The sequence below is a fragment of the Tardiphaga sp. vice154 genome, from assembly GCF_007018645.1.
Taxonomy (GTDB): Bacteria; Pseudomonadota; Alphaproteobacteria; order Rhizobiales; family Xanthobacteraceae; genus Tardiphaga.
Genome location: NZ_CP041399.1, coordinates 4,978,094 through 4,993,423 on the forward strand (window position 1 = coordinate 4,978,094; position 15,330 = coordinate 4,993,423).

Genomic DNA, 15,330 nt, shown 5'->3' on the forward strand with positions numbered 1-15,330 from the left:
GAGTCACTTGAAATTCTCCCATCCCTCGTCAGGGGCAAACCGGTCGCCATGCTTTACCGCCAGGGTACGCAAGGTGGCCACAATATTCTCCGCGCCGCGGTTGCGGGCATAGTTCATCGGGCCGCCGCGGAAGGGCGCGTAGCCGGTTCCGAAGATCATCGCGCCATCGACCATGTCGGCGTTGTCCACCGTGCCCTCGCGCAGGCAGGCGACGCAGACGTTCGACATCGGCAGCATCAGGCGGTCGATCATTTCCTGGGTCGGCTTGGTCGTTACCACGGCGCCGGAGGTCTTGTCGGCGCGACCGTCCTTCCAGGTATAGAAGCCCTGCCCGGTCTTGCGGCCGAGTTCGCCGCGGGAGACCTTTTCGCGCAGCCAGGCCGGCGTCGGCGGCAGCAGATCGCCGAATTTCGAGCGCAGCATGTCGCCGACCGCAAGGCAGATATCGAGCCCGACCTGATCAGCGAGTTCGATCGGCCCCATCGGCATGCCGAACTGCTCGGCAGCGGCGTCGATGGTGGTCTTGTCGATCTTCTCGTCGAGCATCACCATGGCTTCGAGCATGTAGGGCGTCAGCGCGCGGTTGACCAGGAAGCCCGGCGACGACTTCACCGGCAGCGGCAGCCGGTCAATGGCGCCGACGAAGGCCATCGCCTGCTTCAGCAGGCCGGCATCGACGCGGTCATGGCTGACGACCTCGACCAGTTGCAGCCGCGATACCGGATTGAAGAAATGCAGCCCGAGCAAGCGGGCCGGATTGGCCAGCGAGCTTCGCATATCTTCCAGCGGAATGCTGGAGGTGTTGGTGGCAAGGATCGCCGAGGGCTTCATGCGGGGCTCGATCGCCGCAAAAACCTTCTGTTTCAGATCGAGATTTTCGCTGACGGCCTCGATGATCAAATCGGCGCTGCGCACGCCTTCGCCGTCCATGTCTGGGATCAACCGGTCGAGCGCATCGCGCTGGTCGGTGCGCTTTCGCATGATCTTGCCGAACAGATCGGCAGCGCGCTGGACCGCGCCGGCGATCGGCTGCGGTTTCATGTCGGCCAGCGTGACGCGCAGCCCCTGATTCGCGCACCACGCCGCGATGTCGCCACCCATCGCGCCGGCGCCGATGACGTGGACATGTTCGATCGTGTGGCCGGCGCCCGCCAGCTTCTTCATCTGCTCGCGCAGGAAGAACACCCGGATCAGGTTCTGCGCCGTCGGCGTCACCATCAGATCGGCGAACGACGCCTGCTCGGCGCGCAGCATCGCAGCGCGGTTGCCGCCGTGGCGCTCCCACAGAGCGATCAGCGCATAGGGCGCGGGATAGTGTTCGCGCGGCGCGGCCTTGCCGGCCTCGGCGATCATGCGCGAGGCGAGGATACCGCGGACCGGCGAGAAGTTGAGCAACGCATGGAGCAGGCCGGGCCTGGCGCGGCGCAGCCGGCCGAATACGGCGTCCTTCACCGCGTTGCGGACGTGGCGCTCCTGCGTCACGGCATCGACCAGGCCGAGCGATTTCGCCTTGCGCGCATCGATCGTCTTGCCGGTCAGCATCAGGGTCATCGCCTGCATCGGATTGACCAGGCTGGTGAAGCGCGCGGTGCCGCCAAGGCCCGGATGCAGGCCGAGCATCACTTCGGGAAAGCCGAACCGCGCATCCTCGATCGCGATGCGCGACTGGCAGGCCAGTGCGACTTCGAGCCCGCCGCCGAGACAGAAGCCGTGGATCACGGCGACGGTCGGAATCTTCAGCGTTTCCAGCCGGTCGATCACGGCGTGCGCCCGGCCAATCCCGGTCTCCACCAGCCGCGCGTCAGTGGCGCCGCGGAATTCATTGACGTCGGCGCCGGCGATGAAGCCGGAGGGTTTGGCGGATCGGATCACCAACCCGGCCGGGCGGTGGACTTCCAGCGCCGCCAGCACGGCATCGAATTCTTCCAGAACGTCGGCCGACAGCGTATTGGCGCTGGCGCCCGCGCGGTCGAACAACAGCCAGGCGATGCCGTCGGCGTCGCGCGTCAGCCTGAAGTGCTTGTAGGCGCCCTGCTCCGCCGATTCAGTGTTGCTGGGCCCCAGTTCGAGCACGCGGTCGGCGAGGACGTCCATGATCTTGCTATGCATGCCGTTCCTCATAACGCTTCGATCAGCATCGCGCCGCCCAATCCGCCGCCGATACATTCGGTGGCGATGCCGCGCTTGGTGCCGAGCCGCTGCATCGCATTGACCAGATGCAGCACGATGCGGTTACCCGAGGTCCCGACGGGATGGCCGAGGCTGATGGCGCCGCCGTCGACGTTGAGTTTCGCGCGATCGATCTCGCCGGCCACGCCGTCGAGGCCGAGCACCTCGCGGCAGAATTTTTCGTCATTCCACGCCGCCAGGCAGCCCAGCACCTGCGTGGCGAACGCCTCGTTCAGCTCCCAGGTGTCGATGTCGTGAATCGTCAAATTATTGCGCTTCAAGAGATCGTTCGAGGACAGCACCGGACCGAGCCCCATGATCGAGGGATCGAGCGCCGACCACTGGCTGTCGACGATTTTCGCTTTTGGCGTCAGGCCATATTTTTGCACGGCGTCTTCGGAAGCGAGAATGGTCCAAGACGCGCCGTCGGTGATTTGCGAGGAATTGCCGGGGGTGACCTGGCCCCACGGCCGCTCGAACACCGGCTTCAGCGACGCCAGCTTCTCAACCGTCGAGTCCGGCCGCACGCCGTCGTCGAAGTCATAAAACTTGCCGTCGCGGGCGAAGGCCGTTTCGACCTCGCCCTTCAGCCAGCCTTGCGCCTGCGCATGGGCCAGCCGCTTGTGACTCTCGTTGGCGTAGGCATCGGACTGCGCCCGCGTGATGCCGAACAGGTGACCGACCTTCTCGGCGGTCTGGCCCATGTTGAGGTCGGTGATCGGATCGGTGAGGCCACGCTCCAGGCCGATGACCGGCTTGAAGTAGGCCGGCCGCGCTCTGGCGAAGGCTGCGGCCTTGGCGACCATGCCTTTGGCCATCGCGAGGCCAGCAAACCAGCGCACGCCGTTCTGCGGCCAGACCAAGGGTGCGTAGCTCAGCGCTTCCGCGCCGCCGGCCAGGATCATATTGGCAGAGCCTTCGCGGATAGTGCGGTAGGCGGTATCGATCGACTGCATGCCGGAGCCGCAATTGATCTGCACGGTGAAGGCGACCATCGCCTCGCCCATGCCGAGCCGCAGGGCTGCGACCCGCGCGGGATTCATCTCGTCGGCAATGACGTTGACGCAGCCGAGGATCACCTGGTCGAAAGCGTCCGGCGCAAACTTCTGCCGCGCCAGGAGAGGCCGGCCGCATTGTACGGCGAGATCGACCGGCGTGAACGGGCCCGGCCCGGAGCGCCCCTTCAGGAACGGCGTGCGGCTGCCGTCGACGATATAGACCGGTCTTGTCATGAGAAACTTGCCATCAGGAGGCCGCCCTCTGCTCGCCGAGGTGCTGGAAGAACTGGTGCACGTCCGCCGGTTTCTTGTAGCCCGGCGAGAGTTCGTCGGGCGCGAAGTCGTCGACCGCGATGACGGCCGCGGCCGCCGCCTGCGCCGTCGCGAGCTGTTCGCCCTCCGCCTGGGTGATGACGCCGCGGGCCACGGCATCCTGCCACTTCTTGATCTTCGAAGTCCGTAGCCGCTTGGCAATGCCGTCGGCGGCCGTAACCAGTGCAAAGGCTTGCTCCAGCCGCGCGAAGCCGCGATCGTCATCGACATGCGCGAGATCCGGCGTCAGGCGCTCGCGTGCGGCGCCGGGCTCAAGAATGTTCAGCGCACACAGCCGTGTCACAAGGTCGGAAGGCCCGAGCGTGCGGGCGCCATAGGGCTGCACGATGAACTTCAGGAGGCCCGCGACGAAGCGGTTCGGGAAGTTGGCGAGGATTTCGGCAAAGCGCATCTCGATGGTGCGGAAGCCGGTGTGCATGCACCATTCCAGCACCGCGAAATCGATCTGCTGGCGGCCCTCATCCTCGAAGCGTTTCAGCACGGCGGAGAGCAAATACAGTTCCGACAGGATGTCGCCGAACCGCGCCGACAGCATTTCCTTGCGCTTCAGCGCGCCGCCCATCGTCAGCAGCGCCATGTCGGCGCACAGTGCGAACGCCGCGGAATAGCGCGACAGCTGGCGATAGAACATCGTGGCATCGCCGGCATTCGGCGCCGGCGCCAGCACGCCGCCGGTCCAGCTACGGCCCCAGGCGCGAAACAGCGTCTTGATGCTGTGACCGACGTGCCGCCAGAAAACCCTGTCAAAGGCATCGAGGCCGCGCGCCTTGTCGGGGTCGGCCAGCGCGTTCATTTCCGAGAGCAGATAGGGATGCGCGCGGATCGCGCCCTGGCCGAACACGATCAGATTGCGCGTCAATATATTGGCGCCCTCCACCGTGATGCCGACCGGCACCGAGCGATACAGATTGCCCAGGTAGTTCTGCGGCCCGTCGATCACCGCCTTGCCGGCATGGATGTCCATCGCATCGTCGATCGCGGTACGCATCCGCTCGGTGGCGTGCAGCTTCATGATGCCGGAGATGACCGCGGGATGATGGCCGAGATTGAGCGCGGTGCAGGTCATGCGCCGGGACGCATCGAGCAGATAGGCCGTGCCGGCGATCCGAGCCAGCGGCTCCTCGATGCCCTCGAACCTGCCGATCGGGATGTTGAACTGCTCGCGGATCCGCGCATAGGCCCCGGTGGTGCGCGCCGCGTAGGCGGCGCCGGCGGCGGACAGCGACGGCAGCGAGATGCCGCGCCCGGCGGCCAGCGCCGACATCAGCATCTTCCAGCCCTGCCCCAGCCGCTCCTGCCCGCCGATGATGTAGTCCATCGGGATGAAGACGTCGTGGCCCTTGTTGGGGCCGTTCTGGAACACCTGCATCGACGGCAGATGGCGGCGGCCGATCTCGACGCCGTCGAGATGCGACGGGATCAGCGCCACGGTGATGCCGAGTTCGTCCTCGGTGCCGACGAGGTGGTCGGGGTCATAAGCCTTGAAGGCCAGGCCGATCAGGGTCGCGACGGGACCCAGCGTGATATAGCGCTTGTGCCAGTTCAGGCGCAGGCCAAGCACCTCGCGGCCCTCGAACGTGCCCTTGCAGATGATGCCGCTGTCGACCATCGCCGCCGCATCCGAGCCGGCTTCCGGGCTGGTCAGGCCGAAGCAGGGAATGTCGCGGCCATCGGCCAGCTTCGGCAGCCACTTCTGGCGCTGGTCGTCGGTGCCGAATTTCATCAGCAATTCGCCGGGCCCGAGCGAGTTCGGCACCATCACGGTCACCGCGGCGACCACCGAGCGCGACGAGATTTTTCGCACGATTTCGGAGTGAGCAAATGGCGAGAAGCCGAGCCCGCCATATTCCTTCGGGATGATCATACCGAAGAATTTTTCGCGCTTGATGAAGTCCCAGACCTCCAGCGGCAGGTCGCGCAGCTCCCAGTTGATCTTCCAGTCGTCGAGCATCTCGCACAGCGTATCGACCGGCCCGGTCATGAACGCCTGCTCCTCGGCTGTCAGCGCCGCGGGTTTTACCTTCAGCAGCTTGGCCCAGTCCGGATGGCCGGTGAACAGATCGGCGTCCCACCAGGTGTCGCCGGCTTCCAGCGCCTCGCGCTCGGTGTCCGACATGGTCGGCAGCACGCCCTTCGCCCAGCGGAAGATCGGCTTGGAGATATGGTCGCGACGGAAATGGGTGGAGCTCATGGGAAGACCCTCCGGGATCGCAGCGGCGGCATGCCTGGGGCCGGCGCCGCCGGGCGCATTTGCTCTGGGATGTTTGGGTTCGGGAACCGAGCCATTTTCAACGGCAGGATACCGCAACCGTTCCGCAATTGCGCGGTGCAACGCCGTGACTTGTCGTCACGGGAATTTCAAGTGAATAGCAAGTTCGCCGTCGATCGAGTCGAAAGGGATATGTTTTGTCACCTCTCCCCGTTGGGGAGAGGTCGATCGGCGAAGCGCAGCGAAGCCGGTCGGGTGAGGGGGCACAGCGCCATCGAGAGGTCCCTAACCCCTCACCCGGATGATCTCGCTACGCTCGATCATCCGACCTCTCCCTCCGGGAGAGGTGCACTGAACATTGGCCGGCACGCCGATGATGGAACTAATCCGGCCGGTTCATCTCGAACATGGCGTCCTGCCGGATATGGAAATAGTCGCCGCGGCGGCCGGCGCGCAGGATCGGGCCGGCCAGCGCGGTCTGGTAGACGCCATCGACGATCAGGCTCTTGTCGATGTGGATGGCAACCACCTCGCCCATCGTCAGGAAGGCGTTGGCCGACGCACCATTGGCGCCGGTGAGTTCGATGATCTGCGTGACCTTGCATTCGAACGCGACGCGGCTTTCGCCGACCCGGGGTACGTTGACCAGCGTGCTCGGCACCGCCGTCAATCCGGCGATCTCGAATTCATCGACCTCGGGGCCGACATGGGCTGCGGTCGCGTTCATCTGTTTTGCCAGGTCCATCGTCGCCAGATTCCAGACGAACTCGCCCGTTGCCTGCATGTTGCGGGTGGAATCCTTGACGCCGATCGAGGAGAAACCGATCAAGGGCGGCGTGTAATTGAAAGCATTGAAGAAGCTGTAGGGCGCCAGATTGACGTGGCCGTCCGCATCACGCGACGACACCCAGCCGATCGGCCGCGGGCCGATGATGGCGTTGAAGGGATCGTGCTTGAGGCCGTGGCCGTCCTTCGGCTGGTAGGAATGCAGGTCGCTGGCGTTCACGCTGAAATCCCCTGTGCTGGCGTTCGCGCTGTCGTCTAGCCGCGCGGCGCGAGCCCGGCAAGGACGAAGTCGATCATCTGGTCGAGCGAGGGGCCGGGCTTGTCGGAGCATTGCGCGATCATCTGCGGGTGGAAGAACCGCAGCATCGCGGTGCAGGTGCACATCGCGGCCAGCGCCACGTCGGGCGCGTGGAATTCGCCGGAGGCCGCACCCGCGGCGATCACCTCGGCGATATTGCCGGTGATGTGCTCCATATGGGCCGTGCAGACGTCCCAGCTCTGCTCCATCGCGATGGCGACCATCTCGTGCAGCTTGGCATCGCCGACATAGCGCTCCGCATTCATGTGGTGGATCGACGACAGCAGCTCGCGCAACCGCAGCTGCGCCGGCTGCGGCCCGGCGACGATCCGATGCGCGGCGTCCTCGACCTCACCCATCAACCGCCGTGCCACCGCTTCGTTGATCGACTTCTTGGAGTCGAAGAAGCGGTAGACATTGGCCGGGCTCATCCGCAACTGGCGGGCGATGTCGGCCACCGTGGTCTTCTGGTAGCCGATGTCGCGGAACAGGCGTTCCGCCACCACGATGATGCGGGCCTGCATGTCGGCTTCGACGGTGTCGGAAACGAGGGTCATGATCGCACGGTCTTCTATTATTCCGCGGCTGCGGCAAGCCGAGGCAGCTGCCGTTCGTCGTGATGCTGCGGGGCGTGGTGATCGACGTCCTCGCCGGGGCCGCGTTCCTCGAGCGTCTTGCGGAACCAGAGCGCATAAAGCCCCGGCAGGTACAATAACGTCAGGAAGGTCGCGACGAACAGCCCGCCCATAATAGTGATCGCCATCGGTCCCCAGAAAGCCGAGCGCGTCAGCGGGATCATCGCCAGAATCGCCGCCAGCGCGGTCAGCACCACCGGGCGCGCCCGGCGCACCGTGGCCTCGACGATCGCCTCATGGCGGGTCAGGCCGTGGGCGACGTCGCTCTCGATCTGGTCGACCAGGATCACGGCGTTGCGCATGATCATTCCGGCCAGCGCGATCAGCCCGAGCAAAGCCACGAAGCCAAACGGGGCATTGGCGACGTTCAGCGCCAGCGAGGCCCCGATGATGCCGAGCGGCGCGGTCAGAAACACCAGCACCAGCCGCGAAAAGCTCTGCAACTGGATCATCAGGAGCGTCAGCATCAGGATGACCATCAGCGGAAACAGGGCGGCGATCGAGACGTTGCCCTTGGCGGATTCCTCGAACGCGCCGCCCGCCTCGATCCGGTAGGCCGGCGCCAGGCTGTCGCGGATCGCCTGCAATTGCGGCGCGATCTGGCTGGTGACATCCGGCGACTGCACGCCGTCGACGACGTCGCCGCGCACGGTGATCGCCATGTCGCGGTTGCGCCGCCACAGGATCGGCTCCTCATGGGCGTATTCGATCGTGGCGACCTGCGACAGCGGGATGGCAACGCCGTTGCGGGAGGTGATGGTGAGGTCGCCGACGCGGCCGAGGTCGAGCCGCTCGCCGGGCACCGCACGCGCCACCACGCCGACCTTCTCGATACCATCGCGCACCGTGGTTACGGGCGCGCCGGAGATCAGCATCGCCAGCGATTGTGACAGCTCCTGCGGCGTCAGGCCGAGCGCACGGGCGCGGTCCTGATCGACGACCAGCTTGAGGTACGGCGTCTGCTCGTTCCAGTCGAGATGCGGATCCTTGACGTTCTTGTTGGCGCGCATGACGTCGCGGACCTTGTAGGCGATCCCGCGCACCGTCGCGGTGTCCGGCCCGACCACGCGGAACTGCACGGGGAAACCGACCGGCGGGCCGAAATTGAAGCGATCGACGCGGACGCGGGCCTCCGAGAGCTGGCCCTCGGCCGCCGCCTTCTCGATCTTCGCCTTGATGCGCTCGCGCTCAGCGACGCCCTTGGCGACGATGACGATCTCGGCGAAGGCTTCATTCGGCAATTGCGGGTTGAGGCCGAGCCAGAAACGCGGCGAGCCGCGGCCGACGTAAGATGTGTAGGTCGCGATGTCCTTGTCGTCCTTGAGCAGTTTCTCGGCGGTCTGCACGGACTTTTCCGTGACGCCGAAGGCGGTGCCTTCCGGCAGACGCAACTGCAGGAACAGTTCGGGCCGCTCCGACAGCGGAAAGAATTGCTGCTGCACATGGCCGAAGCCGACGATCGACGCGATGAAAATGCCGACGGTGGTGACCACCACCTTGATGCGGTGATCGACGCACCAGGCGATCACGCGGCGCAGGGCGCGATACATCCGCGTCTCGTAGATTTCATGCGGATCGGGATGCGCCTTGGCATAGGAGGTAAAATCCGGCAGCAGCTTGACGCCGATATAGGGGGTGAAGATCACCGCCACGAACCACGAGGCGATCAGCGCGATCGCCACGATCCAGAAGATGCCGCCGGCATATTCGCCGACCGCGGAATTGGCGAAGCCGATCGGCAGGAAGCCGACCGCGGTGATCAGCGTGCCGGTCAGCATCGGAAACGCGGTGGATTCCCAAGCGTAGGACGCGGCGCGGACGCGGTCCCAGCCCTGCTCCATCTTCACCACCATCATCTCCACGGCGATGATGGCGTCATCGACCAAGAGGCCGAGCGCGATGATGAGCGCGCCGAGCGTGATGCGGTGCAGGTCGATATGCATCGCATTCATCACGATGAAGACGATCGCCAGGACCAAGGGCACCGACAGCGCCACCACGATGCCGGTGCGCCAGCCAAGCGCCAGGAACGAGACGAACAGCACGATCGCCAGCGCCTCGATGAAGGAATGCACGAATTCGCCGACGGCCTTTTCGACCACCACCGGCTGGTCGGCGATCTGCTCGACCTGGATGCCCTGCGGCACCGCCGCCATGAACTGGTTCTTGGCCTTTTCGACCTCGCGACCGAGATCGAGAATGTTGGCGCCGTTCGCCGTCACCACGCCCAGCGCCAGCGCCGGCGTACCGCGCTGCCGGACCTTGAAATCCGGCGGATCGACGAAGCCGTGGCTGACGGTGGCGATATCGCCGAGGCGGAAGGTGCGGCCGCCGCTCTCGACCGGCGTTTCCGCCACCGCCTTGAAGCCGTCGAGTGCGCCGGTGACGCGCAACGGCACACGCTGCGACGACGTCTCGACCGTGCCGGCGGGCGCAATAGCGTTCTGCTTGGCCAGCGAGTCGAACAGCGTCTGCGGCGTGATGCCGAGCGTCGCCAGCTTGGCGTGCGAGAATTCGACGAAGATCCTCTCGTCCTGGGTACCGTAGAAATTGACCTTGTTGACCCCCCGCACTTTCAGCAGCCGCTGTCGCAGCCCTTCGGCGACCTTCTTCAGTTGCGCGTAGTCGGCGCCGTCGCCGGTCATCGTATAGAGAATAGAATCGACGTCGCTAAACTCGTCGTTCACCGTCGGCCCGATTAGATTGGTCGGCAGGCTGCCCTGCACGTCGGCGAGCTTCTTGCGCAGCATATAAAACAGATACGGCACGTCCTTCGGCGGCGTATTGTCCCTGAAGGTCATCTGCATCGCGCTGAAGGACGGTTTCGAATAGGTCTGCACCTTGTCGAAATAGGGCAGCTCCTGCAGCTTCTTCTCGATCGGATCGGCGACCTGCTCCTGCATTTCGCGTGCGGTAGCGCCGGGCCAGACCGCTGTGATGTTGACCACCTTGACCGTGAATGACGGATCCTCGGCGCGACCGAGCTTCTCGTAGGAGAAGAACCCGGCAATGCCGAGCGCCACGATCAGGAACAGGATCAGCGCGGGATGGCTGACCGCCCAGGCAGAGAGATTGAAGCGATGCATCGGCGTGGCCCTTAAAAGGTCAATGCGGAAACGATGCGGACTTTTTGCGACGGGTCGAGTTTCTGCACGCCGAGCGTCACCACGCGCGCGCCGTCCTCGACGCCGCCGGTGATGATCACGTCGTTGCTCTCGTAGGATTTCACTTTCACTGGCTGCAGCGCGATCTCGCCATTGTCGTTGACGGTATAGAGCGAAGGATTGGCGCCCTGGCTGAACAGCGCCGACAGCGGCAGCCGCGCGACGCGTTCGGAGGTGACGTCCGACAGGGTCAGGGTTGCGGTCATGCCGAGCGACACCTTGTCGTCGGCATCGGGGAGCGAGAATTTGGCGAGATAGGTGCGGGTCGCCGGATCGGCATTCGGCGCGATTTCGCGCAGCTTCGCGGCATAGCGCCGGCCGGGCTCCGACCACAGCGACACGCTCGCGGTGCCATCCTTGGCACGGCCGACCAGCGTCTCCGGGATGGCCACCACGGCCTCCTTCTCGGCAAAGCGCGCGACGCGCACCGCGGTCTGGCCGGCGGCCACGACCTGGCCGGGGTCGATCAGAGTCGCGGTGACGACGCCGCGGGTGTCGGCCAGCAGCGTCGCATAAGATAGAGAGTTTTTGGTCAGATTGACCGAGCGCTCGGCGCGGTTGAGGCGGGCGCGGGCCTCGTCGGCGGAGGCCTTGGCCTGATCGAGCTGGGCCTGCGTCGACCAGCCCTTGGCGCGCAATTCATTGGCGCGGCCCTCGGCGGCGGCGGCCTGCGCCAGTACGCCGGTGGCGGCGGAAAGTTCGGCGACCGACTGCTCGGCCTGCAGCGACAGGTCGACCTCGTCGAGCGTGGCCAGCGGCTGGCCTATTTCGACGGTCTGGCCGACCTCGACCAGGCGTTTGGCGATCTTGCCGGGGACGCGGAAGCCGATGTCGGTCTCGACCCTGGGCTTGATGGTGCCGACAAAGCTGCGCGCCGGCTGCTCCGGCTGGAATTTGACGGTCGCGACCAGCACCGGCCGCGGCGGCTCGGCCTTGGCCTCTTCCTTCTTGCCGCAACCGGCCAGCGCCAGGGCGGGCAGCATCAAAGCTAGCACGAGTGGCTGGCGGAAATGGAGAATGGAGAGGCCGGACATCGCTGAGCTTCCTTCGGGTGGCGTCCCGCGGAAACTGGCCTGACCACTGACGAATGTCAATATTCGTCAGTGGTCAGAATTTGTTTAGATCGCGGGTTGTTTTCGCACTGCTGCGAACTCCGCCGAGGTGTCGTGCTTGCCGAACAATACCAAGGCACCGGCGATCAGCGGCATTACCGCCAGCACCAGCAGGCCGGTCGAGGTCGAGCCGGTCGCCTCCTTGATCCAGCCGATCAGATAGGGCCCGCCAAAGCCGGCAAGGTTGCCGATCGAGTTGATCATGGCGATGCCGCCGGCGGCGGCGGCCCCTGTCAGCCACGAGGTCGGCAGCGTCCAGAACAGCGCAAAGGTGCAGAACACGCCGATCGCGGCGACTGAGAGCGCGACCATCGTCCAGGTGGGGTCGGTCAGCAGGCCGGCCGTGCCCAGCGATACCGAGATCAGGATCATCGGCAGCCCGACGTGCCAGACGCGTTCGCGCGTCCTGTCGGAATGCCGCGCCCACAGGATCATCGCCACCGAGCCGAACGCATAGGGAATCGCGGTGACGAAGCCGGTCTGCACGTTGCTGAAGCCGAACGCCTTGACGATCTGCGGCAGCCAGAACTGCATGCCGTACAATGCCGCGACGAAGCAGAAATAGATCAGCGACAGCATCAGCACGCGGCCCGAGGCCATGGTCTGCCACAGCGTCAGCTGCCCGGCTTCCTTCTTGGCGGCGACTTCCGCGTCGATGCGCTGTTCCAGCCAGGCTTTCTGCTCGGCCGACAGCCAGGTCGCCTGCGACGGCCGGTCGGTGAGGTAAAACCAGCAGACGACGCCGAGCACCACCGAGGGAATGCCCTCGATGATGAACAGCCACTGCCAGCCTTTCAGGCCCATCATGCCGTCGAGCCCGAGCAGCATGCCGGAGACGGGCGCGCCGATCACGGTCGATACCGGCACGGCGATGGCGAAGGCGGCCAGGAAGCGTGCGCGGTATTCGGCCGGGTACCAGTAGGTCAGATAGAGAATGATGCCGGGGAAGAAACCGGCTTCGGCAATGCCGAGCAGGAAGCGCAGCGAGTAGAAGCTCCACGGCCCCGACACCACCGCCATCAGCGCCGAGATCAGCCCCCAGGTGACCATGATGCGCGCGATCCAGCGGCTGGCGCCGAATTTCTCGAGCGCGATATTGGAGGGAACCTCGAACAGGAAATAGCCGACGAAGAAGATGCCGGCCCCCCAGGCGAACACCGTCGGCGAAAAATTGAGTTCCGCATTCATCGTGAGCGCGGCGAAGCCGAGATTGACGCGGTCGAGATAGGCCAGGAAATAGGCCAGCACCAGGAACGGGATCAGCCGCCACGAGATCGCGCGGATGGTTGCGGTCTCGATGTCGGTTTTGGCGCGCATCATTGCGTCAGCGCCGCTGGCGGTCTGGCTCATAGGGTCTCCCGGACGTCGTTCTTGGCGGCGGCAGATTGCCGCAGCGTTGCCCGGGGGGTCTATCGAAGTGGGAGGGGGGCGGCAACCGGGCCGACCACTTGTGGGGTGGGCAAAGCTGCATCGCGCAAAGCGCGGCACGGCGTGCCCACCATCGCACGCTCTGCAGTCGGTGGGCACGGCGCGAGAACGCCTTTGCCCACCCTACGGCGACACTAGCGCAGCACCTGGCTGAACAGCACCTGCTTGAAGCGGGTGAAGGGCGCGGGGCTGCGTTCCGCCTTGGCCAGCAGGCAGGCGCCCTGCAGCGACGAGACGATGAAGCCGGCCACCTCGTCAGTTGCAAAGTCTTCCGGCAATTCGCCGGCCTCGACGGCGGCGCGCAGACAGATCGCCAGATGACGCTGCAGCTCCGCAAAAATCTCGACCAGCCGCGCACGGATCGGCTCGCTATGGTCGGTGGCTTCCGCGGAGAAATTGCCGAACAGGCAGCCGTTGCGCATCTGGTTGGCGTCGAGCCGTGACTGGTTGGCGTCGAGGTAGTCGCTCAACCGCTGCAACGGTGACAGCTTTTCGTTGAGCAGCGTCGCCGCCATCAGCTCGCGGCCGGCGGCAACGTAGAGATCGAGGATCTCGAGGACGAACTCTTCCTTGCAGGCAAAGTGGTTGGTGAACGAGCCCTGCGGCACGCCCGCCGCGCTGACGATGTCGCGCACGCTGGCCCCGGCATAGCCGTGCGCATGCACGACTTCGAGGCCGGCGGCGAGCATACGTTCGCGATTCGAAAGCTTGGTCATGGGCTTAATATGGCGGCGCGGCGGTGCCGATCAAGAGCGCGCGCCTAGCCCGGCCCGTAGCGCCTCACCGCCTCGATGGTCAGGCCCTTGCCAACCGCGCCAAACGTGTCGCCTTCGATGGCGCGGGCATTCGGCACGGCGGAGGTGATCGCCTTGCGGACATGGGCGAGCTGCACCGAGCCGCCGGTGAGGAACACGGCGTCGATGTCATCAGCCTGCAGGCCGGCCTGCTCGAGGCAGATCCCGATCCGCGCGGTGATGCGATCGGCGAGCGAGGTGGTGTGACCGACCAGCTCTTTCCGCGCGACGCCGGCCTTGAGCCCCGGCTCGATCCAGTCCAGCGCGATGCTCGAATTCGGCGCCGAGGACAATGCGATCTTGGCGTCCTCGATCTCCATCGCCAGCGTGTGGCCGCGCTGCTCGTCGAGCACGCGGACCAGGCGATCGAGCAATTCCGGCTGCTTGGCCTCGTAACGGACCTGGCGGACCTCGTTCATCACCTTGGATTCGTACATCCGGTTGATGTTCGACCAGGTCGCGAGATCGTGGAAATAGCCCGAGGGCACGTCGAGCCCGGCGCGCTTCATCGCCGTGCGGTAGCCGAGCAACGGCATGATGACGCCGAGGCTGAGCTGGCGGTCGAAATCGGTGCCGCCGATCCGCACGCCGTCATTGGCGAGAATGTCGGCCTGGCGCTCGGCCTTGAGATGCCGCTCCGGCGAGAGCCGCACGATGGAGAAGTCCGAGGTGCCGCCGCCGATGTCGGCGATCAGCGCGATCTGTTCGGAATGCAGCGTGCGCTCGTAATCGAGTGCCGCGGCGATCGGCTCGAACTGGAAGGTCACTTGCTCGAAGCCGACCTCGGTGGCGATGTCGCGCAGGGTCGCCTCCGCCTTGCGGTCGTTGGCTTCGTTGTTGTCGACGAAATGCACCGGGCGGCCATGCACCACGTTGCGCAACGGTTTTCCGGTCGCCGTCTCGGCGCGCCGTTTCACGGCGGTGAGATACCACGCAATGATATCGCGAAACGAGATGCGCTCGCGGCCGGTCCGGGTGGTCTCGTCGATCAGCGACGTACCCAGCACCGATTTTAGGCTGCGCATCAGCCGGCCGGACGTGCCTTCGACATAGGCTTCGATCGCCCTGCGGCCGATCAGGGTGGCGCCGTCGGCCTCGAAGAAGATCGCCGAGGGAATTGTCGTGTGGCCGGCCTCCAGCTCCGCCAGGACCGGGACATCGCCCTTCAGGGTGCCGAGCGTCGTGTTCGACGTTCCAAAATCTAGACCGCAAGTAGACATCATCGCTCCCGGAAGGAACGTCCGTCTACACAGATCGACGCCGCCGATCTAGCTTTATCTTTTTGCACTGCACGCAAGCGCAGATTTGGCGGGAAAAGCCGCAATTTACGGGATAAAACAAGGCCATCCACAGAACATTGAATGGCTCCCCATCGGGGTTGATGAATCGCCCGGCATGGGTTCA

10 protein-coding genes are annotated in these 15,330 nt (G+C 65.2%); all 10 read right to left on the bottom strand.

The annotated features are described in order from the left end of the window. Nucleotides 1–3 precede the first annotated feature (3 nt). Complete coding sequence (locus tag FIU28_RS23440; protein ID WP_168207253.1) at nt 4–2,109, bottom strand: 3-hydroxyacyl-CoA dehydrogenase NAD-binding domain-containing protein; 2,106 nt, start codon at nt 2,107–2,109, stop codon at nt 4–6. A gap of 8 nt (nt 2,110–2,117) precedes the next feature. Beyond that, nucleotides 2,118–3,401 (bottom strand): acetyl-CoA C-acetyltransferase, encoded by a 1,284-nt coding sequence (locus tag FIU28_RS23445; RefSeq protein ID WP_143575509.1) that lies wholly within the window; start codon nt 3,399–3,401, stop codon nt 2,118–2,120. 13 nt (nt 3,402–3,414) lie between these two features. Continuing rightward, nucleotides 3,415–5,691 carry an acyl-CoA dehydrogenase gene (locus FIU28_RS23450; RefSeq protein ID WP_143575510.1) on the bottom strand — a complete coding sequence of 759 codons (2,277 nt, stop codon included), beginning with the start codon at nt 5,689–5,691 and terminating at the stop codon, nt 3,415–3,417. Between the two features lie 400 nt (nt 5,692–6,091). Beyond that, the gene (locus FIU28_RS23455) at nt 6,092–6,715 is read right to left on the bottom strand and encodes a flavin reductase family protein (RefSeq protein ID WP_143575511.1); all 624 of its coding nucleotides are present in this window, start codon (nt 6,713–6,715) and stop codon (nt 6,092–6,094) included. Nucleotides 6,716–6,750: 35 nt separating this feature from the next. After that, on the bottom strand, nt 6,751–7,350 hold the full coding sequence (locus tag FIU28_RS23460; RefSeq protein ID WP_143575512.1) for a TetR family transcriptional regulator: 600 nt from the start codon (nt 7,348–7,350) through the stop codon (nt 6,751–6,753). 17 nt (nt 7,351–7,367) lie between these two features. Next, entirely contained in the window at nt 7,368–10,514 is a 3,147-nt protein-coding gene (locus FIU28_RS23465; RefSeq protein WP_143575513.1) for an efflux RND transporter permease subunit, read from the bottom strand. Between the two features lie 11 nt (nt 10,515–10,525). After that, nucleotides 10,526–11,626, bottom strand: a complete 1,101-nt coding sequence (locus tag FIU28_RS23470; RefSeq protein ID WP_143575514.1) for an efflux RND transporter periplasmic adaptor subunit — start codon at nt 11,624–11,626, stop codon at nt 10,526–10,528. Between the two features lie 84 nt (nt 11,627–11,710). Next, the gene (locus tag FIU28_RS23475; RefSeq protein ID WP_143575515.1) at nt 11,711–13,054 is read right to left on the bottom strand and encodes an MFS transporter; all 1,344 of its coding nucleotides are present in this window, start codon (nt 13,052–13,054) and stop codon (nt 11,711–11,713) included. 212 nt (nt 13,055–13,266) lie between these two features. Next, the gene (locus FIU28_RS23480) at nt 13,267–13,848 is read right to left on the bottom strand and encodes a TetR/AcrR family transcriptional regulator (protein ID WP_143575516.1); all 582 of its coding nucleotides are present in this window, start codon (nt 13,846–13,848) and stop codon (nt 13,267–13,269) included. A 44-nt stretch (nt 13,849–13,892) separates the two neighbouring features. Continuing rightward, on the bottom strand, nt 13,893–15,146 hold the full coding sequence (locus FIU28_RS23485; protein ID WP_143576363.1) for an Hsp70 family protein: 1,254 nt from the start codon (nt 15,144–15,146) through the stop codon (nt 13,893–13,895). Nucleotides 15,147–15,330 lie beyond the last annotated feature (184 nt).